A 21262-nucleotide genomic window follows, 5' to 3' on the forward strand; every position below is an offset into this window, starting at 1 on the left:
GCGGAGCCCGGGTCGTTCCCCAGGCATGATCCTCCCGGATCACCGAGCACGCGTTCGACCCCAACCACCTGCCGACCGGCTGCGCGCCGGCCGGCGATGATCGGAGCCACGTTGCACATCGGAGTGCCGCGCGAGAACCGCCCCCGCGAGACGCGGGTGGCCGCCACGCCGACGACGGTCACCCAGTTGGTCGGTCTGGGCTACGACGTCGTCGTCGAGGCCGGGGCCGGGGCGGCCAGCAGCTTCCCCGACGAGGCCTTCGCCGCCGCCGGCGCCCGCATCGGCACCGCCGACGAGGCCTGGCAGGCCGACGTGGTCCTGCGGGTCACCGCGCCCTCGGTCGAGGAGATCGCCCGGCTGCGGGACGGCGCGACGCTGATCGGCATGATCGCCCCGGCGTTCAACCCCGACCTGGTCGCCGCGCTCGCCGCCCGCCGGATCACCGTGCTCTCGATGGACGCCGTGCCGCGCATCTCCCGCGCGCAGTCCCTCGACGTGCTCAGCTCCATGGCCAACATCGCCGGCTACCGCGCCGTCGTCGAGGCCGCGCACGTGTTCGGCCGCTTCTTCACCGGCCAGGTCACCGCGGCCGGCAAGGTGCCCCCGGCCAAGGTGCTCGTCGCCGGCGCCGGCGTCGCCGGCCTGGCCGCGATCGGTGCCGCCAGCAGCCTGGGTGCGATCGTGCGGGCCACCGACGTCCGCCCGGAGGTCGCCGAGCAGGTGCGCTCCCTCGGTGGTGAGTACGTCGCGGTGAAGGCCGGCGAGCAGGAGGTCAGCTCCGACGGCTACGCCCGCGAGATGGGCGAGGACTTCAACCGCCGCGCCGCCGAGATGTACGCCGAGCAGGCCAAGGACGTCGACATCGTCGTCACCACCGCGCTCATCCCCGGCCGGCCCGCGCCGCGGCTGATCACCGAGGAGATGGTCGCCTCGATGCGCTCGGGCTCGGTCATCGTCGACATGGCGGCCGCGCAGGGCGGCAACGTCGCGGGCTCCGTGCCGGACGAGATCGTGGTGACCCCCAACGGCGTCTCGATCATCGGCTACACCGACCTCCCGGGCCGGCTCCCGGCGCAGGCCTCGCAGCTGTACGGCACCAACCTGGTCAACCTGCTCAAGCTGCTCACCCCGGGCAAGGACGGCGTGCTCGTCCTCGACCTGGACGACGTCGTGCAGCGCGCGATCACCGTGGTCCGCGAGGGCGAGACCCTCTGGCCCCCGCCGCCGGTCCAGGTCTCGGCCGCGCCTGCGCCTGCCGCGGCCGTGGCGCCCAGGCCGGCCGCTCCCCCACCGGAGCCACCGAAGCCGGGACGGCGTCTCGCGCTGGTCGGGCTGGGCGCCGCGCTGCTGTTCGTGCTCGCCGGGTTCTCCCCCGGTGAGCTGGTCCAGCACCTCACGGTGTTCGCGCTCGCCGTCGTCGTGGGCTTCTACGTGATCAGCGGGGTGCACCACGCCCTGCACACGCCGCTGATGAGCGTCACCAACGCCATCTCCGGGATCATCGTCGTCGGCGCCCTGCTCCAGATCGGGCACGACGACGCCCTGGTGACCGCGCTCGCCTTCGTGGCGATCCTCGTCGCCAGCATCAACGTCTTCGGCGGCTTCGCCGTCACCCGCCGCATGCTCGGGATGTTCACCCGCGGCCCGAGCACCGGGAGTGCAGCACGATGACCGCCACGGGTGCCGCGTCCGCGGCCTACATCGTCGCCGCGCTGCTGTTCATCCTCAGCCTCGCCGGCCTCGCCAAGCACGAGACGGCGAAGGCGGGCAACGCCTACGGGATGGCCGGCATGGTCATCGCGCTGGTCGCCACCATCGGCCTGGCCGTCGACCACGGCCTCTCCGGCACCGGCGCGGCCCTGATGGTCGTCGCCGTCGTCATCGGTGCCGCCATCGGGCTGTGGCGGGCGGCCAAGGTCGAGATGACCGGCATGCCCGAGCTCATCGCGATCCTGCACAGCTTCGTCGGCCTGGCCGCGGTGCTGGTCGGCTGGAACGGCTACCTCTCGGTCGAGGCCGACCTGGAGAACCAGACGGAGGTCTCCTCCGACCTGCTGGGCATCCACTCCGGCGAGGTGGCGATCGGCGTCTTCATCGGCGCAGTGACCTTCACCGGCTCGATCGTCGCCTTCCTCAAGCTGTCGGGCCGGATCAAGAGCAACCCGCTGGTCCTCCCGGGCAAGAACTGGCTCAACCTGGGCGCGCTCGTCGCGTTCGCCGCGCTGACCGTCGTCTTCGTGGTGGAGCCGAACCTGCCGGTGCTCGCGGTCCTCACGCTGCTCGCGCTGGCGCTGGGCTGGCACCTGGTGGCCTCGATCGGCGGCGGCGACATGCCGGTCGTCGTCTCGATGCTCAACAGCTACTCGGGCTGGGCCGCGGCGGCGTCGGGCTTCCTGCTCGGCAACGACCTGCTGATCATCACCGGCGCGCTGGTCGGCTCCTCGGGTGCCTACCTCTCCTACATCATGTGCAAGGCGATGAACCGGTCGTTCATCTCGGTGATCGCCGGCGGCTTCGGCAACGAGGGCAGCGCCGCGGCCTCCGACGTCGACTACGGCGAGCACACGGAGATCTCCGCCGAGGACACCGCCGAGCTGCTGCGCGACGCGAAGTCCGTCGTCATCACACCCGGCTACGGCATGGCGGTGGCGCAGGCCCAGGGCGCGGTCGCCGAGCTGACCCGCAAGCTCACCGAGCGCGGCGTCGAGGTGCGCTTCGGCATCCACCCGGTGGCCGGGCGGCTGCCCGGGCACATGAACGTGCTGCTGGCCGAGGCCAAGGTGCCCTACGACGTCGTCCTCGAGATGGACGAGATCAACGACGACCTGGCCGACACATCCGTCGTCCTCGTCATCGGGGCCAACGACACGGTGAACCCGGCCGCCGCGGACGATCCCACGAGCCCGATCGCCGGCATGCCGGTGCTGCGGGTGTGGGAGGCCGAGCGGGTGGTGGTGTTCAAGCGGTCGATGAACACCGGCTACGCCGGCGTCCAGAACCCGCTGTTCTTCCGCGACAACAGCCGGATGCTGTTCGGTGACGCACGGGAGCGCGTGGAGGACATCCTCCGGGCCCTCTGAGGCCGCAGGAGGTTCTTCTCACTGCCCCTGTCCCGGGACGCCGCGTCGGCCTACGGTCGGTGCATGCGTGCGCACGGATCGGTCGTCGAGCTGCCTGAGGCGGGCCCGGCCGACCACCTGTGCTGGGTGCACGACGACGACGCGGCGTTCGACCTCGCCGTCCGGGCCTTCCTGGCCGGCGGGCTGGCCCGGGGCGAACGGCTGCTGTGCGTCGGCGAGCGGGCCATCGCCACGCTCGCCGGCGCCGCTCCCGACCTGGGCGACGTCGGCGCGCTGGTCACCCGCGGCGCCCTGGAGACGATGACGGTCGAGGAGGCCTACGCCGCCGCGGGCCCCCTCGTCGCCGACCGGCAGCGCGCCTTCTACGACGCGGCCACCCGGCGGGCGCTGGCCGACGGGTACCAGGGCCTGCGCGTCGTCGCCGATCTCAGCGAGCTCGCCGCCGACCCCGCGCAGCACGAGCAGCTGCTGCGCTGGGAGCACGCCGCCGACGAGCTCATGGCCTCCGGCGGAGGCATGTCGGCCATGTGCGCCCACCGCAGCGACCTGCCTCCCGCGCTCCTCGGCGACGTGCTCTCGGTGCACCCGCTCGGGCGCGCCGCGGGCTCGCCGACCCCCTACCGCCTCTTCTTCGACGACGGCCGCCTGGTCCTCTCCGGCAGCGTCGACACCTTCACCGCCGGCCGGCTCGCCGCCCAGCTGGCCACCGGCCCCTCCCGGCCGCACACCGTGCTCGACCTGAGCACCCTGGAGTTCCTCGACGTCGCCGGCTGCCGGACGCTCGCCGGCTGGGCGTCGGACCTGCTGAGCCGGGGCGTGCCGGTGGAGATCCGCGGCGCCTCCACCCTGGTGCAGCGGATGTGGCGGATCCTCGGCTTCGACGGGCTCGCCCCGGTGAGCTTCTCGGCACCCCGCTCCACCCCGCGCGGATGACGCCGCCGGCCACGACCGCGCGCGCGTCGGCCGGCTTCGAGCACGAGGCGCTGTTCTACCGGGACGACGAGTCGTTCCTGGCCGGGCTCGTCCCGTTCGTCCGCGAGGGGCTGTCCCGGGGCGAGGACGTCGTGGTCGCCGAGCCGCCGGGCCGCCTCGAGCTGCTGCGCGATGCTCTCGGCCCCGACTCCGCCGCCGTCCGCTGGCTGGACATGGCCGCCCTCGGGCGCAACCCCGCCCGGATCATCGGCGCGTGGTCCGAGGCCCTCGAGGCGGCCACGGCCGCCGGCACCGGGCTGCGGGGCGTCGGCGAGCCGGCCTGGCCTGGACGCCACGACGCCGAGTTCGTCGAGTGCCGGCTGCACGAGCTGCTGCTCGGCACCGCCTTCGACGACGGCCCGGCGTGGCGGCTGCTGTGCCCCTACGACCAGACCCATCTCCCCCGCGCCGTCCGCACCGGCGCGCTGCAGTCGCACCCGGTGCTGTCCACCCCCGGGCACCGCCGCCCGAGCACCGCGTACTCCCGCGACGCCGCGGCCGCGACGTTCGCCGCCCCGCTGCAGCAGCCCACCGAGGGCGTCCTGCGGGGCAGCTTCGGCGTCGACGACGTGCGGGCCACCCGGCGCACGGTGGCCTCCTTCGGCCGCTCGTGCGGGCTGTCCGACGGGCAGGTCGAGGCGCTGGAGCTGGCCGCCTCCGAACTCGTCGTCAACTCGGTCCGGCACGGCGGCGGCTCCGGCACGCTCGCCCTGTGGGACACCGACGAGGCCGCCGTCGTCGAGTTCAGCGACGGCGGGCACATCGAGGACCCGCTGGTCGGCCGGCGGCGCCCGCCCGCGCACCGGGCCGACGGCGGGCACGGGATCTACCTGGTCAACCAGCTGTGCGACCTGGTCCAGCTCCGGTCCTCGCCGCACGGCACGGCGGTGCGCATCACGACCTGGCGCTGATCGCCACCGGCGTGCTGCGCACGACCGATCAGGGGGCCGGGTCGGGCCCGGGCTCCTCGGGGGTCCCGCCGTCCCGCCGCACCAGGTCGCCCACCGCCTCCTCGAGCCGGGCCCACGTGCCGCTCCACTCGACCAGCGGCTCGAGGACCCGTTCGAAGACGGCGAGTTGCTGGTCGAAGGCGTCCAGCTGGGCGCGCATCCCCGCGATCGATGCGCGCTGCGCCTTGACCATCTCCGCCACCGCCCGCAGCTGGGCGGCCGACATCGCGCCGGGTGGGCTGGGCAGGGCCGGCAGGGACAGCCGGGCGGGCACCGCGCCCGCCACGGTGCGGGCACGGTCGGTGAACCCGCGGAGCTGGGTGATGAACTCCTCGATCGACCGCCCCACGAGGCTGCCCGGTGGGACGCCCCGCTCCGGTCCTGTCCGTTCCTCGGTCATGCCCGGACGCTAGGCCGTTCCGGCGCGGACAGCGAACCGTGGCGGTGCCGCGAGCGGACTGCGCCGGACGGCAGACTGGAGCGGCCCGCGACGGTTCGGGTGCGCCCAGCCACCTCCTGCGGGGGGAGTTCCGAGGAGAGCCCGTGCGTTCGACCGCCGTCCGCCTCACCGCCGTCCTGGCGTCCCTCGCCTGCGGCCTGGTGGCCTGCGGCAGCGACCCGCGGCCCGACCGGGCCGACTCCGCCGCGACGGCGTCGCAGACCGTGCCCGCGCCGGGCACGCCCGGACCGTCGGCGCCCGCGCCGGGCACGGACGCCGAGACGCGGGTGGCGGCTGCCCTGGCCGGCCTGGACCGGCGGTCGCAGATCGCCCAGCTGTTCGTGATCGGCGTCCCCGCCGACGACCCGGACGCCGGCGCCGACCTGATCGAGCAGGGGGTGGGCGGGCTGTTCCTGGCGGGCCGGCCGCCGGAGTCGGCCGCGGAGCTCGCGGACCGGACCGCGGGCTGGCAGGAGCAGGCCGCGGGGCCCGACCTCTGGGTCGCCGTCGACCAGGAGGGCGGCAGCGTGCAGACGCTCAAGGGCGAAGGCTTCGACCGGCTGCCCAGCGCGACCGTGCAGGGTGACCTCCCCGCCGACCAGCTCGGCGCGCTGACCGCGGACCTGGGGGCGCAGCTGCACGGCGCGGGGGTGAACCTGAACCTGGCGCCGGTGGTCGACGTCGTCCCCGCCGGGACGGAGGGCACCAACGGCCCGATCGGCGTCTTCGACCGGCAGTACGGGAGCACCGGTGCCGAGGTCGCCCCGGCGGCGACGACGTTCGTCGACGGCCTGGCCGCAGCGGGCGTCACCTCGACGCTCAAGCACTTCCCCGGCCTCGGCCGGGTGCGCGGGAACACCGACGACACCGCCGACGTCGTGGACACGGTCACCGCGGCCGGGGACGACCAGGTCACCGCGTTCGCGAGCACGCTCGCGGGCACGGCCGCGCGGCCGATGGTCATGATGTCGTCGGCCACCTACAGCCGGATCGATCCGGCGAACCCGGCGGCCTTCTCCCCCCTGGTCATCCGGGACCTGCTGCGCGGCACGCTGGACTTCCCCGGGCCCGTCGTCTCCGACGACCTCGGCAACGCCGCGGCCGTGAAGAGCACCCCGGTGGGCGCGCGGGCGGTGCGCTTCCTCTCCGCCGGCGGCACGCTGGTGCTCACGGTCGCGCCGGACACCTTCCCGACCATGCTGGAGGCGGTGATGGCGCAGAGCGGGTCGGACCCCGCCTTCGCGGCGACCGTCGACGCCGCCGTCCGCACGGCGCTGCTGGCCAAGGCCGAGGCCGGCCTGCTCGACTGACTCCGAATGCACGGAACCGCCGAGATCGCGTGATCTCGGCGGTTCCGGGGTGCAGGTGCGCCGAGATCACGTGCTCTCGGCGCGGGCGGTCAGAGCCGGGTCAGTACCAGCCCTTGGCCTGCGAGTGCGACCAGGCGCCGCAGGGCGAGCCGAACCGCTTCTGGATGTAGATCAGCCCGGCGTCGATCTGCCGGTAGCCGTCCGAGGTCTTGGCGATCCCCGTCCCGGCCCACGTGCTGTCCAGGAACTGCGCGATGCCGTACGCGGTGCTGCTCGGGTTCTGCGCGTTGGGGTTCCAGCCGCTCTCCTTGCCCCACAGCTTCTCCAGGCAGGAGAACTGGCTGCTGTCGCCGCCCAGCTTCTGCAGCGCATAGCTCTGGAAGGAGCCCGACGGGGCCGCGGGCGCCGCGGCCGCCGCGCTCGAGCGGGGGGCGGCCGGCGCGGGCGCGGCCCTGCGGGCGGCCTCGGCGGCACGGGCCGCTTCCGCGGCGCGCGCGGCCTCGGCGACGCGAGCCGCCTCGACGCGGGCGGCCTCCTCGGCGGCGAGCCGGGCAGCCTCCTCGGCGGCGCGGCGGTCGTGCTCGGCCTGCTCGGCGGCGAACTGGTTGAGCGCGGCGGTGGCCAGGTCGGCGTCCCGGGCGCTGCGGCTCGCGGCGAGCTGCTGCAGGGGGGCGACGGCGTCGGCGTCCAGCGCCGACGAGGCGTCCGCGGGGATGCCGAGCTGCTGGGCGACGCTCATGGACTCGGTCTGCGCCTCGGCGTGCGCTGCCGGCTCGCCCGCGGCGAGGACGTTGACCATCAGGGCTCCAGCGGCGGCGACGCCGAGGAACAGGGCGGAGCGGCGCGTCCCGACGGGGGGACGGCGGCGCAGGCGTGCGTTCACAGTGGTGCGGAGGTTCATGGGGTGGCTGTGCTCCGGGTGTCAGGGCGCAGCAGAGCGGCCGCCCGCAGAGGGGGCGGCAGAGGTCTGCAGCTGTCCAGTTCTTCCGTGAGCCGCCTACCGAGTGAGCTGACGGATTCGGGCGGGAAGCAGCCCTACCCGCCCCGGACTGGAGGTCCGGGGCCGGGATTCACCCCAGTACTGCGGTGGGTCCCCGGCTCGCCCTGCTGGGCGATTCGGCGGCGCCCGGCGCGACACCCTCGGGTGAGGGAACCGCCGACCGGACCGAACCAACGTAACCGGCGTTATCGCTCCGTGACAAACGCTGGGCGGAATTCCTGACGTGACAGATGTCAAGTCCGGAAGGTCCTCAGGTCAGGGCAGCCGCCACACCGTCGTCCGCCGGATCCGCGCCGGCCCGGTGGACGAGGCGTCGGCGTCGGCGATCTCGTGGACGGCGGCCGCGATCAGCCGGTCGTGCGGGAGGTACGGCCGGCCGGGGTCGCCGACGAGCACCTCGGCACCGGCCGCCCGGGCCGCGTCCAGGAACGGCAGCACGCGCTCGGTCATGGCCCGGTCGTAGCAGACGTCACCGGCCAGGACGACGTCCACCGGGGGCGGCGCCTCCCCCAGCAGGTCGCCGACCGGCTCGATCCCCGAGACACCGTTCAGCGCGGCGTTCTCCGGGATGGCGGCCAGGCCGAAGGGGTCGACCTCGCTGGCCACGACCCGCGCGGCACCGGCCAGCACCGCCGCGACCGACACCAGCCCGCTCCCGGCCCCCAGGTCGAGCACCGTCCGGCCGGCGACCAGCTCCGGATGGTCGAGGACGTACCGCGCGAGCGCCTGTCCCCCGGGCCAGGCGGCCGCCCAGAACGGTGGCTCCTGCGCGGTGCGGCCCTGCTCGACCGCCATCGCCTCCCAGAGCGCGACGACGTCGTCGGCGACCAGCAGCTGCACCTCCGGCACGAGCGAGGGCCGGGTGGGGCGGGTGTGGGCGCGGATGAAGGCGGCCGGGACGGTCACCCGGTCAGTCTCGCGCAGCCCGGGCGGGTGGGGAGGACGTCCGCCGGGCGGCGAGCACCCGGCCGATCTGCCGCCAGTAGGTCCCCGGCCGCAGCCGGACCAGCGCGTCGGGCACCCGCGCGCTCAGCCCGATGAGCAGCCGCGGACGGCGGTTCTCGATGGCGGCCACGATCTGCGCGGCGGCCTTCTCCGGCGGCATGCGCAGCAGCTTGGCCATCTGCTCGCGTCCGGCGGCGACCTCCGCGGGGTCCACCCCGGAGCCCAGCCGCGCGCTCTCGGCGATGCGGGTGCGGATGCCGCCGGGGTGGACGACGGTCACGCCCACCCCGTCGTCGGCGAGTTCGTGCCGCAGGGACTCGCTGAAGCCCCGGACGGCGAACTTGCTGGCGGCGTAGGCGGCCTGCCCCGGCGGGGCGAAGATGCCGAAGATGCTGGAGACGTTGACCAGGTGCGAGCCCGGGTGGGCCTTGAGCACCGGCAGCAGGGCCGCGGTCAGCCGGACCACCGCCCGGAAGTTGATCGCCATCACCCAGTCGAACTCCTCGAGGGTGACCTGGTCGAACCGCCCGCCGAGCGCGACGCCGGCGTTGTTGACCAGCAGGGTGGTCTCCGGGTGGGCGGCCACCAGGGCCGCGCCCAGCGCGTCGGTGGCCGCCTCGTCCGCGAGGTCGGCGAGGTGGGTGGTCACGGACAGCTGCGGGTGGGCGGCGCGGATGCGGTCGGCGACACCGGCGAGCCGTTCGGCGTCGCGGTCGACCAGCACGAGGGAGCTGCCGCGGTCGGCCAGCTGGACGGCGAGCGCCTCGCCGATGCCGCTGGCCGCGCCGGTGACGACGGCCGTGCCGCCCGCGAACCGGTAGGCGTCCATCAGGCCACCGCCCGCTCGGTGCGGACCGGCGCCGCGCTGAACGTGATGCCCTCGTCCTCGAGCGGACCGCGCCGCATGAGCTGGACGTCCCGGATGTAGTTCTGGTGCAGCCGCCACGGCGTGCGCCGCCCCTGCTTGGGCAGCTGGGCCAGGCTGCGCTGGACGTAGCCCGCGGCCAGGTCCAGGAAGGGCAGGTCGGCGCCCTCGGGCGGGGCCAGCGGGGTGGCGACGGCGAGCCCGCGCTGGTCCATGTGCTGCAGCAGCCGGCACACGTAGCGGTTCACCAGGTCGGCCTTGAGCGTCCAGGAGGCGTTGGTGTAGCCGATGACCATGGAGAAGTTGGGGACGCCGGAGAGCATCATCCCCTTGTAGGACACGGTCTCGGGGACGTCGACGGCCTCGCCGTCGAGGGTCAGCGTCATGCCGCCCATGGCCAGCAGGTTCAGCCCGGTCGCGGTGATGACGACGTCCGCGTCGAGGTGCTCGCCCGACTCCAGCTCGATCCCGGTCTCGGTGAACGTGGCGATCCGGTCGGTGACGATCGAGGCCTTCCCCTCCCGCAGGGTGCGGAACAGGTCGCCGTCGGGCACCAGGCACAGCCGCTGGTCCCAGGGGTCGTACGGCGGGTTGAAGTGCGTGTCGACGTCGTAGCCGGCCGGCAGCTGCTTCGCGGTGAGCCGGCGGATCAGCTTCCGGACGCCGTTCGGCCAGCGTCGGCTGGCCTGGAACAGCGCGGTGGTGGTGAGCACGTTCTTCCACCGCACGATCGGATACGCCACCTTCGCCGGCAGCCGGCTGCGCAGCAACTCCGCCAGCGGGTCCTTCCCGGGCAGCGACAAGATGTAGCTCGGCGTCCGCTGCAGCATGGTCACGTGCGCGGCGTCGTCGGCGAGGTTGGGCACCAGCGTGACCGCGGTGGCACCGCTGCCGACGACGACGATGCGCTTGCCGGTGGCGTCGAAGTCCTGCGGCCAGTGCTGCGGGTGGATCAGCTCACCCGCGAACCGCTCCTCACCGGGGAACTCCGGCCGGAAGCCCTCGTCGTAGCGGTAGTAGCCCGAGCAGACCGACAGCCACGAGCAGGTGAGCTGGACGGTCTCCCCCGTGTCGGTGCGGCGGGCGGTCACCGTCCACCGGGCGTCGGCGCTCGACCAGTCGGCCGACAGCACCTCGTGGTGGAAGCGGATCTTCTCCTCCACGCCGTACTCGCGCGCCGTCTCCACGATGTACTCGCGGATCGAGGAGCCATCGGCGATCGCCTTGGCGCCGGTCCACGGCTTGAAGGCGTACCCGAGGGTGAACATGTCCGAGTCCGAGCGGATGCCCGGATAGCGGAAGAGGTCCCACGTGCCGCCGATGGCCCCGCGGGACTCCAGGACGGCGTAGCTCTTGCCGGGGCACTCGACCTGCAGGTGGCAGGCGGCGCCGATGCCGGACAACCCGGCGCCGATGACGAGGACGTCCACGTGCTCGGGACTCATGTCCACACTCCAGGAACGGGCCGGCCACAGGCGGCTACGGGGGTACGGCGCTGCCGCGGAACGCTGCGACGCCGACGCTATCGACGCCGTGTCGAACGAGTCAACAGGGTGTCGAGTTACGGCTGCGCGCCGGTACCCTCGCCGGCATGTCCGACGGCGCAGGCTCCCCGGTGGCCGCGGGTCGCGGCCGCCGGCCGGCACGCGCCCGGGGCGACGACCGGGAACTGCAGATCCTGGCCACGGCGGAGCGGCTGCTCGAGGAGAGGCCGCTCGGCGCCATCTCCGTCGACGACCTGGCCCGCGGCGCCGGGATCTCGCGGCCGACCTTCTACTTCTACTTCACGTCGAAGGATGCCGTCCTGCTGACGCTGCTGGACCGCGTGGTCGCGGAGGCCGACGCGACGATGAGCGCGGTCTTCGACGGCGGCGCCTCCACCGGCCCCCGGGAGGGCTGGCAGCGGGCGCTGGCGGCCTACCACGAGACCTTCCGCCGCCACCGGGCGCTCACCGTGGCGTGGGCGGAGGCCCGCTCCACCAGCGCGGAGGTGCGGGCGCTCTGGGCGGAGGTGTTCGAGCGCTGGGTGCAGCGCTGCGCCACCGCCATCGAGGCCGAGCGCGCGCGGGGGGCGGCACCCTCGGGTCCGCCGGCGCGCGACCTCGCGATCGCGCTGACCTCCATGAACGAGCGGGTGATCTACGCATCGCTCAGCGGTGACGGGCCCGCGATCGCCGCGGACGACGTCGTCCCCGTGCTGCTGCGGGTGTGGCTGACCGCCGTCTACGGCACGCCACCGGACTGACCGCTAGACCTCGACGGCCGCGTTCTCGCCGGTGACCGCGTCCAGCTGCTTGCCGGTGGCCCCGGTGCGGACGACGGTGACCGGGCACGGCGCGTGGTGCACGAGCTTGTCGCTGACCGACCCGAGCAGCAGCCCGGCGAAGCCGCCGCGCCCCCGGGCGCCCATGACGACCAGGCTCGCCCCCTCGGCGGCCTGCATCAGCGCCTGCTCCGCCGAGCGGTGGACGACGTGACAGGTCCAGCGGACCTCGGGCGCGAGGCCGGCGAGCCGGACGTGCGCCGTCAGCTCGTCGTGGACCGCCTGCTCCCACTCCGGCAGCGGGGGGACGTAGCCCGGCGTCCAGCTGGCCGGCTGCGGCGCCGACGTGATGGACCAGGCGCGGACGACGTGCACCTCGATGTCGGCCCGCGCCGCCAGCCGGCCGGCCCAGATCAACGCCTCCTGCGCGCACTTCGACCCGTCGTGCCCGACGACGATCCCGCCGTCGATCTGCACCGTCCTGGCGACCTCGTCCACCGTCGACCTCCTGCGCTGGTTCCGGGCGGCTGATCGCCGCGCTACCGGAAGACTCTCACCCCTCCACGATCGGGGAGCCCCCGGAGTGCCCGGAGCACCCCCCGGCGGGTCAGGACGAGGTCGGTCCGGCCAGCACGAGGCCCTCCCCCGTGGCGCGCTGTCCGGGCGCAGATCCGACGTGCGCGGGGTCGTACTCCCTCCCCTCGACGGCGATGTTCGCCTCGGTCGCGGCGCCTCCGCCCACGGGCCCCGTCGACGCGACGACCTCCAGCGCCTCGCCGATCCGCGAGCTCAGCCCGCGCAGCGACCGGCGGGCCTCGTCGTGCCGCCGCCGGAGCTCGGCCACCTGCTCCTGGAGCGCGGTGAGGCGCGCCGTGGCCGCGGCCGTGGCCTGCTCGCGTTCGCGCACCGCCTGTTCGCCCAGCCGCCGCCGCTCCGCCGCGGCCGCCGCGCCCAGCCGGTCGCGCTCGCGCGCCGCGGCGGCCGCCAGCCGGTCCCGCTCCACGCCGGCGGTACGCAGCAGCTCCGCCGCCTCTGCCCGGGCGCGGTCGAGCACGTCCTGCGCCTCGGCCCGCTGCTTGCCGGCGTGGTCGCGGAGCTCGTCGGCCGCGAGCACGGCCATCTCCTTGATCTCGTGCGCCTTCCGCAGCCGCGCGTCGGCCTCGCTGCGCGCCTCGGCCACGACGTGCTCGGCGTCGCGGACCGCCGTCTCGGTGATCGCGGCGGCCTCCTCCACGGCCAGCTGCAGCATCTCCTCGACCCGGTCGGACACCGGGAAGACGACCCGGTGGCGCGATCCGTCGGCCAGCAGCCGGCGGGAGATCTCCAGCTCGGCCGAGCACGCGCCGAAGCGGGCGAGCAGGTCGTCGACCTGGCGGCGGACGGAGCGCAGCTCGGACTCCGCCCAGGACACGTAGGTGTCGACCTCCATCGGGTCGTACCCGCGCAGCTTGCTGCGGAAGACCGGCGCGGAGCCCAGCATGGAGTCCAGCGACCCGGTGAACACCGGCACCCGGTTCTCCCCCGCCTCGCGCCGGGTCGGCTCGCCGGCCCCGTTCTCCGTCCACACCACCATCGCGCCGCCCCCAAGCCTTGCCGGTATCGATCCGGACAGTGCCAGAACCGGACACCCGGAGCTGTGCGCCGTGACCGGACCGTGAACTACCACCGGCGTAGTTCGGCGGCTCGTGGCGAGTCGGCTACGCACCGGGGTCACCCGGTGCACCGGCCCGGTGGGAATGCCGTCGAGGGGCACCCGGTTCCATGAGACAGTAGTTGCACTCTCAACTAGCTAGGAGCGGTCATGCAGTTCGGCATCTTCACGGTCAGCGACATCACGCAGGACCCGACCACCGGTCGCACCCCGACCGAGGCCGAGCGGATCCGGGCCGTCCTGGCCATCGCGACGAAGGCCGAGGAGGTCGGCCTGGACGTCTTCGCCCTCGGCGAGCACCACAACCCGCCGTTCTTCTCCTCCTCCCCCACCACGACGCTGGCCTACATCGCGGCGCAGACCTCGTCCCTGCAGCTCTCGACGGCCACCACGCTGATCACGACCAACGACCCGGTGAAGATCGCCGAGGACTACGCGATGCTGCAGCACCTGGCCGGCGGCCGCGTCGACCTGACGCTCGGCCGGGGCAACACCGGCCCGGTCTACCCGTGGTTCGGGCAGGACATCCGCAACGGCATCGAGCTCGCCGTCGAGAACTACGCACTGCTGCGCCGGCTCTGGGCCGAGGACGTCGTCGACTGGCAGGGGAAGTTCCGGACGCCGCTGCAGGGCTTCACCTCGACGCCCCGCCCGCTGGACGGCGTCGCGCCGTTCGTCTGGCACGGCTCGATCCGCTCCCCGCAGATCGCCGAGCAGGCCGCGTACTACGGCGACGGCTTCTTCCACAACCACATCTTCTGGCCGCCGGAGCACACGCAGAAGATGGTCGAGTTCTACCGGAAGCGCTACGAGCACTACGGCCACGGCAGCGCCGACCAGGCGATCGTCGGCCTCGGCGGGCAGTTCTTCATGCGGAAGAACAGCCAGGACGCCGTCCGGGAGTTCCGCCCGTACTTCGACAACGCACCGGTCTACGGCCACGGCCCCTCGCTGGAGGACTTCAGCAGCCAGACGCCGCTCACCGTGGGCAGCCCGCAGCAGGTCATCGAGCGCACCCTGGGCTTCCGCGACTACGTCGGTGACTACCAGCGCCAGCTGTTCCTCATCGACCACGCCGGCCTGCCGCTGAAGACGGTGCTCGAGCAGCTCGACCTGCTCGGGGAGGAGGTCGTCCCGGTGCTGCGCCGCGAGTTCGCCGCCCTCAAGCCGGCGCACGTGCCGGACGCGCCCACCCACGCCTCGCGCGTCGCCGCCGCCGGCGGCCCGAAGGACGTCACCGTCTCCGCCGCGGCCGACGACGTCACCGGCCAGGTCGCCGAGCAGGTCCGCGAGGAGGTCGAGGCCCGATGAGCCCCCAGGACGGGAGCACCCGGACGATCGCCGTCGTCAGCGCCGGACTGAGCACCCCCAGCTCCACCCGGCTGCTCGCCGACCGGCTGACCTCCGCCACCGTCGCCGCGCTGCGGAACCGGGGCATCAGCGCGACCGTCGAGGTCGTCGAACTGCGCGAGCACGCCCGCGACCTGGCGGACAACCTGCTGACCGGGTTCGCCAACGGGCCGCTGCGGTCCGCCGTCGACACCGTGACCGGCGCCGATGCGGTGCTCGCCGTGACGCCGATCTTCTCGGCGTCCTACAGCGGGCTGTTCAAGACCTTCTTCGACGTCCTGGACAAGGACGCGCTCGTCGGCACCCCGGTGCTCATGGGCGCCACCGCCGGCACCGCCCGGCACTCGCTCGCCCTGGAGCACGCCCTGCGGCCGCTGTTCGCCTACCTGCGGGCCACCGTCGTCCCCACCGCGGTGTTCGCCGCGTCGGAGGACTGGGCCGGAGGGGACGGCGGGCTGGCCGACCGGGTGGACCGCGCCGCCGGCGAGCTCGCCGACCTGGTCGCCGGGCGCCCGCCGGCGGCGCCGGTGGACCCCTTCGCCGCCCCGACCAGCTCCTTCGAGGACCTGCTCCGCGGCACCTGAACCGTCGGGCTGACCCTCCACCCGAGGGTGAGGGTCAGCCCACGGCGTCGGGGGACGGCGGGGCGCTGCCGCCCTGCGGTGACTCCCCCGCCATGATCGCGGCGATCGCCGCGCGGTCGGCCCCTGACGGCAGCCCCCACGACGGGTCGTAGCCGTAGACCTCGTGCAGCGGGGTGGACGCCGTGCGGCCGTCGAGGATCTCCACCGAGCCCGCGTCGATCAGGCCCGGGTGCTCGACCCCGCAGGCCTCGGCGACCTTGAGCAGGTCGCGGCGCAGGGTCTGCACGTAGGCGGCCGCCCGCACCGACTTGCGCGCCGGGTCCAGTCCGTGCGCCAGCCAGGCGTTCTGCGTCGCGATGCCGGTCGGGCAGGTGTCGGTGTGGCACTTCTGCGCCTGGATGCAGCCGATGGCGAGCATCGCCTCCCGGGCGACGTTGACCAGGTCGCAGCCCAGCGCGAAGGCGACGATCGCGTTGTCGGGCAGCCCGAGCTTGCCGCCCCCGATGAACACGACGTCCTCGTGCAGGCCCTTGCGGGCGAAGGTGGCGTACACCCGGGCGAAGCCGAGCTGGAACGGCAGCGAGACCGAGTCGGTGAAGATCAGCGGTGCCGCACCGGTGCCGCCCTCTCCCCCGTCGACGGTCACGAAGTCGACCCCGCGGCCGGTCGCTCCCATCCGGTCGGTCAGCTCCTCCCAGAAGGCCATGTCGCCGACCGCGGACTTGATGCCGACCGGCAGCCCGGTCTCCGCGGCCAGCAGCTCCACCCAGTCCAGCAGGCTGTCGACGTCGGAGAACTCGGCGTGCCGGGAAGGGCTGATGCAGTCCTCGCCCTCGCGGACGCCGCGCGTGGCGGCGATCTCGGCGGAGACCTTCGCCGCCGGCAGCACGCCGCCCAGGCCCGGCTTGGCCCCCTGGCTCAGCTTGATCTCCAGCGCCCGCACCGGGGCCTCCGCGACCAGTGCTTTCAGTCGCTGCAGGTCGAAGCGGCCGTGCTCGTCGCGGCAGCCGAAGTACGCCGTCCCGAGCTGGTAGATCAGCTCCCCGCCGTGCCGGTGGTGCGCGGACAGCCCGCCCTCCCCCGTGTTGTGCAGGCAGCCGGCGAGCGCGGCACCCCGGTTCAGCGCCTCGACCGCGGCACCGGAGAGCGAGCCGAAGCTCATCGCCGAGATGTTGACGACCGACGCGGGGCGGAACGCGTGCCGGCGCCCGCGCGCCGCGCCGAGCACCTTGGCGGCGGGCAGGGCCACCTCGTGCCCGGCGTGCACGTTCGACGCCGGGACCGCCCGGCCGAACGTGCGGTGCTTGATCACCGGGTAGCCGGCGGTGTACTCGAGGTCGTTGTCGGTGCCGAAGCCGAAGTAGTTGTTCTCGCCCTTGGCCGAGGCGTACACCCAGCGCCGCTGGTCGCGGGTGAAGGGACGCTCCTCGTTGTTGCCGGCCACCAGGTACTGCCGCAGCTCGGGGCCGAGGGACTCCAGCAGGTACCGGGCGTGCCCGACCACCGGGAAGTTGCGCAGCAGCGTGTGCTCGCGCTGCAGCAGGTCGCGGGCGGCGACGGCCGCCAGTGCTGCCAAGCCCGCCCCCGCCGCCCGCCCGATGCCCGCCATGTCCATTCCCCTCGTCGTCGCCCGGTCAGAGGAACAGGCTGAGCACCAACGCCAGCACGAAGCCGATCGCGCCCAGCAGCGTCTCCATGACCGTCCAGGTCTTGAGCGTCGTCTTCTCGTCCATCTTGAAGAAGCGGCTGACGAGCCAGAACCCGGAGTCGTTGACGTGCGAGAGCACGGTCGCCCCGGCGGCGATGGCGATGACCACGAGCGCGAGGTCGACGCTCGAGAGCCCGTCGCTGGCGTCGACGACCGGCGCCATCAGCCCGGCCGCCGTGGTCAGCGCCACGGTCGCCGACCCCTGCGCCACCCGCAGCAGCACCGAGATCACGAAGGCGGCCACGATCACCGGCAGGCCGATGTCGCCGAGCACGTCCGCGAGCGCCTCACCGATCCCGCTGGCCCGCAGCACGCCGCCGAACATGCCGCCGGCCCCCGTGATCAGGATGATCGCGCAGACCGGCCCGAGGGCGCTGTTGACGACCGACTCGATCTCCGCCCCCGAGCTGCCCCGGTGACGGCCGAGCACGAGCATCGCCACGAGGACGGTGACGAGCAGCGCGACGGGGGTGGCCCCGATCAGCTGGGCCACCTGCACGACGACCGAGTCCTCGTCGACGGTGCCAGCGGTCGCGAGGGTGCTCATGCCGGTGTTCAGGAAGATCAGCACCAGCGGCAGCAGGAGCAGACCCAGCACGGTCCCGAACGCGGGCGGTCCGGGGCTCGTCCGCGCAGTCTCCGCGACCGCCGCCGTCCCACCGGAGCTGCCCGAGACCGACGGGGAGGTGCCGGCCACCGGCGTCGTGTCCGGGAAGCCGCCGGACGGGGGCGCCCCGCCGTCGTCCGGGGCACCGCCGGAGAGGATGTCCGGGACGGGGACGTCGTAGCGGCGGCCTGCCCACAGCCCGAAGAGGTAGCCGCCCAGGAACCACGTCGGCAGCCCGATCAGCAGCCCGAACACCAGCACCAGGCCGATGTCGGCGCCGATGAGCTCGGCCGCGGCAACCGGCCCGGGGTGCGGTGGCACGAACGCGTGCATGACGGCGAACGCCCCGGCCACCGGCAACCCGTAGGTGAGCAGCGAGCCCCCGAGCCGCAGCGCGACGGTGAACACGATCGGCAGGAAGACGACCAGGCCCGCGTCGAAGAAGATGGGGAAGCCGAACAGCAGCGCGGCCACGCCGAGCGCGAGGGGCGCCCGCTGCTCGCCGAAGCGGCGGATCAGCACGTCGGCGAGGACCTGCGCGCCGCCGCTGAACTCCAGCAACCGGCCCAGCATCGCGCCCAGGCCGACCAGCAGGGCCACGCTGGCCAGCGTGCTGCCGAAACCGCTGGTCAGCGTGGTGACGACGTCCTCGAGCGGCACGCGCGCGGCCAGGGCGGTCAGGAGGCTCACGAGGACGAGGGCCACGAACGCGTGCAGCTTCAGCCGGATGATGAGGAGGAGCAGCACGAGCACGGCGACCGCCGCGATGAGCAGCAGCGGTCCGGCACCGAGCGCAGGCTCGACCTCGTCCATGGCCCCTCCCGGCTGCGGTCCCCAACGGCGTCGCGGTGCCGATCATGCTCGGCCCGCGCCCGTCCGGCGACCCGAACGGCGGCGCCGGCAGCACCGGGGCTCAGGAGTAGGCGGAGCCGCCCCGGAGCCGGGCCCGCACCGCCGTGGCCAGCGGCGCGAGCACCACGCCGTCGCGCGCCAGCCGCGCCCGCAGCTCGCGCCGGTGCCGGAGGACGCCCACCAGGCCGATCGCCCAGAACACGTACTGGACGGCGAAGGCCGCCCGGAAGGCGCTGAGCTCGTAGTCGGTGGAGTTGCCGGGGGTGAGCACGTCCAGCACGGCACCGATCGCCAGGATGGTCAGCAGCGAGGCGACGAAGCCGCCCACGTTCACCACCCCGCTGGCACTGCCCATCCGCTCGGCCGGGTTCTCCGTGCGGGCGTAGTCGAACCCGATCATCGAGCCCGGGCCGTTGGTGCCGAGGACGACGACGAGCGCGATCAGCAGCGGCAGCGGCGCCCGGCCGGGCCAGACGAGCACGACGGTCCAGGCCAGCGCCGTCGCGCCGAGGATCGAGAAGACCAGCACCGACCGGCGCAGCGGCCAGCGACCGCACAGCCGCCCCAGCAGCGGGCCGACGGCCATGCCGACGAGGACCAGCAGGGTCAGCAGCCCGGCCGCCGTCCCGGGTGAGAGCCCCTGGCCGACGACGAGGAAGGGATAGCCCCAGAGCAGGGCGAAGACCGTGCCGGAGAACTGGGTGACCAGGTGGGTGTACAGGCCGATGCGGGTACCGGGCTCCCGCCAGGTGTCCAGCAGGGTGGCGCGCAGCTCCGCGAGGCCCACGGCCCGGCCGCGCACGCTGCCGCCCGGGGCGTCCTTCAGCGCGACCAGCACCAGGACGGCGACGAGCAGGCCGGTGGCGGCGGCGCCCAGGAACGTCGCCTCCCAGGAGGTGCCGTGCAGCAGGGCGACCAGCGGGTAGGCCGCCACCACCGACCCGAGCTGGCCCAGGATGCCGGTGAGCTGGGTGATCAGCGGGACCACCCGCCCGGGGAACCAGAAGGACACCACCCGCAGCACGCTGATGAAGGTCATCGCGTCGCCGGCACCGACGAGCACCCGCGCCGCCACCGCCGTCGGCACGTTCTCGGCCAGGGCGAGCACCAGCTGGCCGGCGGCCATCGTCACGGCCCCGGCGAGGATCAGCCGTCGCGAGCCCAACCGGTCCAGCGCCACCCCGACCGGGATCTGCAGCCCCGCGTACACGGCGAGCTGGAGGACGAGGAACAGCGAGACCGCCGACGCCCCGGCGGAGAACCGTTCCTGCGCGTCCACGGCGGCCACGCCCAGCGACGCACGGTGGAAGACCGCCACGACGTAGGACAGCAGCGCCACGCCCCACACCGCGTAGGCGCGCGCGGGGGTCGGGGAGCTCACCCCTGTCCCGACACCGGACACGGCGTCGATCTTCCGGCGACGAGGGTGACGTCGCTCACCGGGGCGTCAGGGCCGCGGGAGCGGCACCTCGGCGAACAGCACGCGGCCCCGCTCCGGCTCGTCGAAGAGCAGGTCGATGTCATCGGTGTTCCGCGAGACCGAGACCAGCAGGTCCCCGGACGTCGTGCGGATGTCGGGGTGCGACAGCGGGGTGTACGTCAGGTTCCGCTGTCCCGCCGGTGCGTCGTGGCCGCCCGGCGAGGACAGCACGGGGACGGGGTCCGACCAGGGCCCGGTGGGCGACTCCGCGGTCCACATGGTGATCCAGTCGGCCAGGTCGCCCCCCTGCTTCGAGATGATCACCCAGCGCCCGTCGATGTTGTCCACCGACAGCGTCTGGGAGGTGCCGTCCACCGCCCCGAGGATCGGTGCGGCCAGGGTGGCGTCGTCCCGCCACCCGGTGCCGTCCCAGTACTCCTGGACCTCGGCGTTCGTGGGGTCGCTCAGCGGCACCCGCGAGACGTAGAGCTCGCGGCCGGTGATGAAGGCCTCGGCGGTGTAGCGGGTGCCGTACAGGTACATCCACTCGCCGTCGGGCGCCGCGGCCGCCCCCCAGTTGATCTGGTCGTAGTCCGCGCTGTCCGTGGTCAGCTGCACGGTCCGGTCCAGCCGCGGGACGCCGTCGGCCCCCACGAGCAGGACCGCGACCGAGGTGCCGCGGAAGAGGAAGTCCCACTGCCGGTCGCCGCGCTGGATGCGCGACTGGTAGACGAGGACCTTGTCGGTGACGCCCTCGCCGTCGGCCGGCGTGGGCTCCAGCCGCACCACGGCCATGGGCCAGAGGGTCAGCCCGTCCGGGCCGCGGGGGAAGAACTCCCCACCCGCGTCGGTGAGCACCTGGGAGAAGCAGTTGCCCGACGAGATCATCAGTGAGTTGTCGACGAGCTGCGGGTCGAAGTCCTTCTCCCGGCCGGTGTCACCCCAGGCCCAGACGATGCGGCCGTCGCGGAGCGCCGCGGTCGCCCCGAGGTCGGCGGACTGCCACTGCGGGTAGTCGATCCGGGTCATCGCGCGGTTGAGGGTCGCCGCCGAGACGGTCTCCGCCGGGTCGGGCGCCGGGCAGGCCGGCTCCAGCCGGGCCGTGGCGGCGTCATCCTCGGGTGCGGTCGAGGCCAGCGCGGCCTCCTGCCGGTCGACCTCGGTGATCTCCGGGGCGGGCGCCTCCAGCCGGATGCACCCGGTCAGGACCAGGGACAGCACGGGCAGCAGGAGGGCAGATCGACGGAGCACACCGCCATGCTCCCC

19 protein-coding genes and 1 riboswitch are annotated in these 21262 nt (G+C 74.0%); of the genes, 8 read left to right on the top strand and 11 right to left on the bottom strand.

Going from position 1 to position 21262, the window contains the following annotated elements:
* The first annotated feature begins 111 nt into the window (after positions 1-111).
* The 4 genes from CRP29_RS12050 (at position 112) to CRP29_RS12065 (ending at position 4963) form a co-directional block, all read left to right on the top strand.
* Positions 112-1671, top strand: a complete 1560-nt coding sequence (locus CRP29_RS12050; protein ID WP_097195550.1) for a Re/Si-specific NAD(P)(+) transhydrogenase subunit alpha — start codon at positions 112-114, stop codon at positions 1669-1671.
* Entirely contained in the window at positions 1668-3080 is a 1413-nt protein-coding gene (gene pntB / locus CRP29_RS12055) for a Re/Si-specific NAD(P)(+) transhydrogenase subunit beta (protein ID WP_097195270.1), read from the top strand. Before CRP29_RS12050 ends, pntB begins: the two co-directional genes overlap by 4 nt.
* Before the next feature lie 63 nt (positions 3081-3143).
* Positions 3144-4013 carry an MEDS domain-containing protein gene (locus CRP29_RS12060; RefSeq protein ID WP_097195271.1) on the top strand — a complete coding sequence of 290 codons (870 nt, stop codon included), beginning with the start codon at positions 3144-3146 and terminating at the stop codon, positions 4011-4013.
* Positions 4010-4963, top strand: coding sequence for a sensor histidine kinase (locus CRP29_RS12065; protein WP_097195272.1), 954 nt, complete (start codon positions 4010-4012; stop codon positions 4961-4963). Before CRP29_RS12060 ends, CRP29_RS12065 begins: the two co-directional genes overlap by 4 nt.
* 28 nt (positions 4964-4991) lie before the next feature.
* Here CRP29_RS12065 and CRP29_RS12070 read toward each other — a convergent pair whose 3' ends face one another.
* The gene (locus CRP29_RS12070; RefSeq protein ID WP_097195273.1) at positions 4992-5402 is read right to left on the bottom strand and encodes a hypothetical protein; all 411 of its coding nucleotides are present in this window, start codon (positions 5400-5402) and stop codon (positions 4992-4994) included.
* A gap of 143 nt (positions 5403-5545) precedes the next feature.
* On the opposite strand from CRP29_RS12070, the gene CRP29_RS12075 reads away from it, so the two are divergent.
* Complete coding sequence (locus CRP29_RS12075; RefSeq protein WP_176522937.1) at positions 5546-6751, top strand: glycoside hydrolase family 3 N-terminal domain-containing protein; 1206 nt, start codon at positions 5546-5548, stop codon at positions 6749-6751.
* A gap of 100 nt (positions 6752-6851) precedes the next feature.
* Here the strand turns inward: CRP29_RS12075 and CRP29_RS12080 are convergent, their stop codons facing one another.
* From CRP29_RS12080 to CRP29_RS12095, 4 genes are all read right to left on the bottom strand, one after another.
* Complete coding sequence (locus CRP29_RS12080; protein ID WP_245852752.1) at positions 6852-7652, bottom strand: aggregation-promoting factor C-terminal-like domain-containing protein; 801 nt, start codon at positions 7650-7652, stop codon at positions 6852-6854.
* A gap of 78 nt (positions 7653-7730) precedes the next feature.
* A riboswitch (cyclic di-AMP (ydaO/yuaA leader) is annotated at positions 7731-7883 on the bottom strand.
* Between the two features lie 123 nt (positions 7884-8006).
* Positions 8007-8657: a class I SAM-dependent methyltransferase gene (locus tag CRP29_RS12085; protein ID WP_097195275.1), complete on the bottom strand. Its 651-nt coding sequence runs from the start codon at positions 8655-8657 to the stop codon at positions 8007-8009.
* Positions 8658-8661: 4 nt separating this feature from the next.
* Entirely contained in the window at positions 8662-9525 is an 864-nt protein-coding gene (locus CRP29_RS12090) for an SDR family NAD(P)-dependent oxidoreductase (RefSeq protein ID WP_097195276.1), read from the bottom strand.
* The gene (locus tag CRP29_RS12095; RefSeq protein ID WP_097195277.1) at positions 9525-11006 is read right to left on the bottom strand and encodes a flavin-containing monooxygenase; all 1482 of its coding nucleotides are present in this window, start codon (positions 11004-11006) and stop codon (positions 9525-9527) included. Before CRP29_RS12095 ends, CRP29_RS12090 begins: the two co-directional genes overlap by 1 nt.
* 146 nt (positions 11007-11152) lie before the next feature.
* Between CRP29_RS12095 and CRP29_RS12100 the strand changes: the two genes are divergently transcribed.
* Positions 11153-11806, top strand: a complete 654-nt coding sequence (locus tag CRP29_RS12100) for a TetR/AcrR family transcriptional regulator (RefSeq protein ID WP_097195278.1) — start codon at positions 11153-11155, stop codon at positions 11804-11806.
* A gap of 3 nt (positions 11807-11809) precedes the next feature.
* Here the strand turns inward: CRP29_RS12100 and CRP29_RS12105 are convergent, their stop codons facing one another.
* Together CRP29_RS12105 and CRP29_RS12110 are read right to left on the bottom strand one after the other, a co-directional pair.
* Positions 11810-12322: a universal stress protein gene (locus CRP29_RS12105; RefSeq protein WP_097195279.1), complete on the bottom strand. Its 513-nt coding sequence runs from the start codon at positions 12320-12322 to the stop codon at positions 11810-11812.
* Between the two features lie 109 nt (positions 12323-12431).
* On the bottom strand, positions 12432-13397 hold the full coding sequence (locus CRP29_RS12110; protein WP_097195280.1) for a DivIVA domain-containing protein: 966 nt from the start codon (positions 13395-13397) through the stop codon (positions 12432-12434).
* 228 nt (positions 13398-13625) lie between these two features.
* Between CRP29_RS12110 and CRP29_RS12115 the strand changes: the two genes are divergently transcribed.
* On the top strand, positions 13626-14786 hold the full coding sequence (locus CRP29_RS12115; RefSeq protein ID WP_097195281.1) for an LLM class flavin-dependent oxidoreductase: 1161 nt from the start codon (positions 13626-13628) through the stop codon (positions 14784-14786).
* On the top strand, positions 14783-15409 hold the full coding sequence (locus tag CRP29_RS12120; RefSeq protein ID WP_097195282.1) for an FMN reductase: 627 nt from the start codon (positions 14783-14785) through the stop codon (positions 15407-15409). Before CRP29_RS12115 ends, CRP29_RS12120 begins: the two co-directional genes overlap by 4 nt.
* A gap of 34 nt (positions 15410-15443) precedes the next feature.
* Here the strand turns inward: CRP29_RS12120 and CRP29_RS12125 are convergent, their stop codons facing one another.
* The 4 genes from CRP29_RS12125 to CRP29_RS12140 form a co-directional block, all read right to left on the bottom strand.
* A complete protein-coding gene (locus CRP29_RS12125) occupies positions 15444-17018 on the bottom strand; it encodes an FMN-binding glutamate synthase family protein (protein WP_097195552.1) in 1575 nt (524 codons plus the stop codon).
* Positions 17019-17043: 25 nt separating this feature from the next.
* Positions 17044-18537, bottom strand: a complete 1494-nt coding sequence (locus tag CRP29_RS12130; protein WP_097195283.1) for a GntP family permease — start codon at positions 18535-18537, stop codon at positions 17044-17046.
* A gap of 100 nt (positions 18538-18637) precedes the next feature.
* Positions 18638-19957 (bottom strand): MFS transporter, encoded by a 1320-nt coding sequence (locus tag CRP29_RS12135; RefSeq protein ID WP_097195284.1) that lies wholly within the window; start codon positions 19955-19957, stop codon positions 18638-18640.
* A 66-nt stretch (positions 19958-20023) separates the two neighbouring features.
* The gene (locus CRP29_RS12140) at positions 20024-21247 is read right to left on the bottom strand and encodes a DUF4185 domain-containing protein (RefSeq protein ID WP_101541089.1); all 1224 of its coding nucleotides are present in this window, start codon (positions 21245-21247) and stop codon (positions 20024-20026) included.
* Between the last annotated feature and the right edge of the window lie 15 nt (positions 21248-21262).

Origin of the sequence: Blastococcus aggregatus (assembly GCF_900221005.1) — a bacterium.
GTDB lineage: Bacteria > Actinomycetota > Actinomycetes > Mycobacteriales > Geodermatophilaceae > Blastococcus > Blastococcus aggregatus.

Coding starts and splice junctions, on each gene's coding strand:
- pntB (WP_097195270.1), top strand. CDS start 1,668: ATGACCGCCACGGGTGCCGCGTCCGCGGCCTACATCGTCGCCGCGCTG.
- CRP29_RS12060 (WP_097195271.1), top strand. CDS start 3,144: ATGCGTGCGCACGGATCGGTCGTCGAGCTGCCTGAGGCGGGCCCGGCC.
- CRP29_RS12065 (WP_097195272.1), top strand. CDS start 4,010: ATGACGCCGCCGGCCACGACCGCGCGCGCGTCGGCCGGCTTCGAGCAC.
- CRP29_RS12070 (WP_097195273.1), bottom strand. CDS start 5,402: ATGACCGAGGAACGGACAGGACCGGAGCGGGGCGTCCCACCGGGCAGC.
- CRP29_RS12080 (WP_245852752.1), bottom strand. CDS start 7,652: ATGAACCTCCGCACCACTGTGAACGCACGCCTGCGCCGCCGTCCCCCC.
- CRP29_RS12090 (WP_097195276.1), bottom strand. CDS start 9,525: ATGGACGCCTACCGGTTCGCGGGCGGCACGGCCGTCGTCACCGGCGCG.
- CRP29_RS12095 (WP_097195277.1), bottom strand. CDS start 11,006: ATGAGTCCCGAGCACGTGGACGTCCTCGTCATCGGCGCCGGGTTGTCC.
- CRP29_RS12100 (WP_097195278.1), top strand. CDS start 11,153: ATGTCCGACGGCGCAGGCTCCCCGGTGGCCGCGGGTCGCGGCCGCCGG.
- CRP29_RS12110 (WP_097195280.1), bottom strand. CDS start 13,397: ATGGTGGTGTGGACGGAGAACGGGGCCGGCGAGCCGACCCGGCGCGAG.
- CRP29_RS12115 (WP_097195281.1), top strand. CDS start 13,626: ATGCAGTTCGGCATCTTCACGGTCAGCGACATCACGCAGGACCCGACC.
- CRP29_RS12120 (WP_097195282.1), top strand. CDS start 14,783: ATGAGCCCCCAGGACGGGAGCACCCGGACGATCGCCGTCGTCAGCGCC.
- CRP29_RS12125 (WP_097195552.1), bottom strand. CDS start 17,018: ATGGCGGGCATCGGGCGGGCGGCGGGGGCGGGCTTGGCAGCACTGGCG.
- CRP29_RS12130 (WP_097195283.1), bottom strand. CDS start 18,537: ATGGACGAGGTCGAGCCTGCGCTCGGTGCCGGACCGCTGCTGCTCATC.